This window comes from Eudoraea sp., from assembly GCF_049665975.1.
Lineage (GTDB): Bacteria > Bacteroidota > Bacteroidia > Flavobacteriales > Flavobacteriaceae > Eudoraea.
This window is the reverse complement of record NZ_JBATGR010000435.1, coordinates 1-2,582: the sequence shown is the minus strand read 5'-3', so window position 1 is coordinate 2,582 and position 2,582 is coordinate 1. Positions and strand designations below refer to the sequence as shown.

Genomic DNA, 2,582 nt, shown 5'->3' with positions numbered 1-2,582 from the left:
AATTGGATAAGAAAACACTATTTACCGGTGTTATTTTGGAAGAGATTCCCTTTGTATATCAGAATCAAATAAGCAAGTTCCGAAATTTACAGAAATTAATCTGGTCCTATTTCATTCAGCGTGCTATTAACCAAAAAATAACTATTAGGATTGGAGAAGAAAAAGTGCATACCCAAACTGACAAATATGGTAGCTTTTTTGTTGCTATTGATAATTTCAAACAAAACCCGGTGTCCATAACTTTAAACGATGATTTCCCCCTGGAAATCATTCAAAAATATCCCATAAAATTCAAAAACACTCCTGGTGATTTTGATGTAATCTCCGATATAGATGACACCATTATAGTTTCATACAGTGCCAACTTTTATAAGAGGATAAAAACACTACTGACAAATTCACCCAAAGATCGAAGCGTGGTTAGATTTACTTCAAAACTTTTTGAGGTCTTTTGTAAAAAAAACGCCCGTATATTTTACATTTCTAAAAGTGAAAGTAACCTATTTAATATGCTCACAACTTTTATAGAGCACAATAATCTTCCGAAAGGATCACTCATACTAACCCCTTATCTCAAATTTCATGAATTGTTTTTATCAAAAAAAGGAAAAGATTTTAAAGTAAATTATATTCGTTTTTTAATTGAAAATTCTGAGAATAAAAAATTCGTACTCATTGGTGATGACTCACAAAAAGATCTGGAAGTCTATACGATAATAGCCGAAGAATACCCAATTAGAATTCTAAAAATATTCATCAGACAAACCAATAAAATAAGGCCCAAAAGTCACGGGGCTTTCTGGAAAAAGCTTCAGGCTATGGAAATACCAACTAAGTATTTCAAGAGCATGGATGATGTGGGTGAAGAAATAAACTTGTTTTAATTAAATTAAATCACAAATGAAAATATTACTTGTTGTCAATCCAATATCAGGAGGTGTAGACAAAGAACCCTTTTTACGTAAATCTGAAACACTTTTAAATAAGTATGGGATAGATTATAAGGTTTTTAAAACTACCGGAGTTAATGACGAAGATGAGTTGAAAATTGTTTTGGATGAATATCAACCGGACCGGGTTGCATCGGTAGGGGGAGATGGAACCACACTTTTTACAGCTATTGCACTACTGGGAACAGATTACCCTATGGGTATTATCCCACAGGGTTCCGCAAATGGCATGGCTACAGAATTATTTGTAAATCCCGATCCAATTGAAGCCCTTAAAGACCTAATTATGTCTGACACAATCAGGGGGTTAGATTTGTTGCTTGTTAATGATCAGTATTATACTACCCATATTGGTGATGTTGGGATAAATGCAAATATTGTTGACGCATATTCTAAAGATAAAAATAGAGGCATGATCACCTATGCCAAGTATTTCCTTGAAGAACTGGATAAACTAAAATACTTTAATATAACAGTTAAGGCCAACGGGGAAACTACCAAGGCTAATGGCCTCATGGTGAGTATCTGCAATTCAAGAAAATATGGAACTGGCGTTCCTCTTAACGCAGTGGGGAATCCGATGGACGGTAAATTTGAAATTGTTATTGTTGAAAAGGTAGATACCATTTCACTAATAAAGGCAGGCTTGGCAAAGTTTGATGAAGAATATCTAAAAAGTCAGTATAGCCAACTAATAGTCACAAAAGAGGCAGAGATTGAATTTGAGGAACCCAGGCTTCTTCAGCTCGATGGTGAAGTTATTGGCATGTTTGACAAAATTGATGTTAAAATTTTAACCGGTGCGATTAAGTTAATAACCCACCATGATAATTTAAACATCAAATAGTTAACATTTCAGATACCACAAAAAGGAATCATACATATTTCAGAATAAGATCCCAATTGATCTTTTACTTTCTTCTGGGAGGTAAGTTTTTGCCTCAAATAAGATTGATTAATCGCAACTCGTCTGTTTAAATAAAAAACAGTAATTTTCTTACTCAGATTCAACATTTTGAGTAATGAAAAACATAAACAGAAGAAATTTTATTAAGAAGACCTCCTTATCGGCTGCAGGTCTGGCTGCGGCTACTACTTTTCCTTTTACCGGTAGCGCTCAAGATACTCGGCCTAAAAGCGCACTGTATATGGGCGGATTTGCCGCTCAGAAGTTGGAGACCGTTAGAATTGCGGTAATTGGGGTTGGAGCCAGAGGACCGGCTCATTTACAGTTTGCCGCCTCTCTTCCGGGCACAGAAATAGTTGCGATATGCGATCTCTATGAAGATCTTGCTACTAAATGGGCTGCTGTGGTTACTGAAATGGGTAAAGGTCAAAGACATCAAAACATTGCTACCTATTACGGGGATGAAGCTAAATGGAAATTGATGCTTGAAGAAGTTCGGCCCGATATGGTTTTTATTGCAACAAACTGGGCAAATCATGCCCCAATGGCTATTGAAGTGATGAATAAAGGTGCCCATGCCTTTGTTGAAGTACCCCTGGCTATTAGTATTGAAGAACTCTGGAAGATTGTAGACACATCAGAAAAGACGAGAAAGCACTGTATGATGATGGAAAATGTCAATTATGGTCGTGACGAGTTACTATTTCTAAATATGTGCAGACAAG

Annotated in this window: 3 protein-coding genes; all 3 read left to right on the top strand. The window is 35.9% G+C overall.

Annotation, left to right across the window (positions count from 1 at the left end; translation table 11 throughout):
* Positions 1–884: phosphatase domain-containing protein (locus WBN20_RS14310; RefSeq protein WP_424282176.1), on the top strand; the 884-nt coding region annotated here is incomplete at its 5' end.
* Positions 885–900: 16 nt separating this feature from the next.
* Positions 901–1,797: a diacylglycerol/lipid kinase family protein gene (locus WBN20_RS14305; protein ID WP_424282175.1), complete on the top strand. Its 897-nt coding sequence runs from the start codon at positions 901–903 to the stop codon at positions 1,795–1,797.
* 175 nt (positions 1,798–1,972) lie between these two features.
* Positions 1,973–2,582, top strand: a 610-nt coding sequence (locus WBN20_RS14300; RefSeq protein WP_424282174.1) for a Gfo/Idh/MocA family protein, incomplete at its 3' end; no start/stop codon positions are given.

Coding starts and splice junctions, on each gene's coding strand:
- WBN20_RS14305 (WP_424282175.1), top strand. CDS start 901: ATGAAAATATTACTTGTTGTCAATCCAATATCAGGAGGTGTAGACAAA.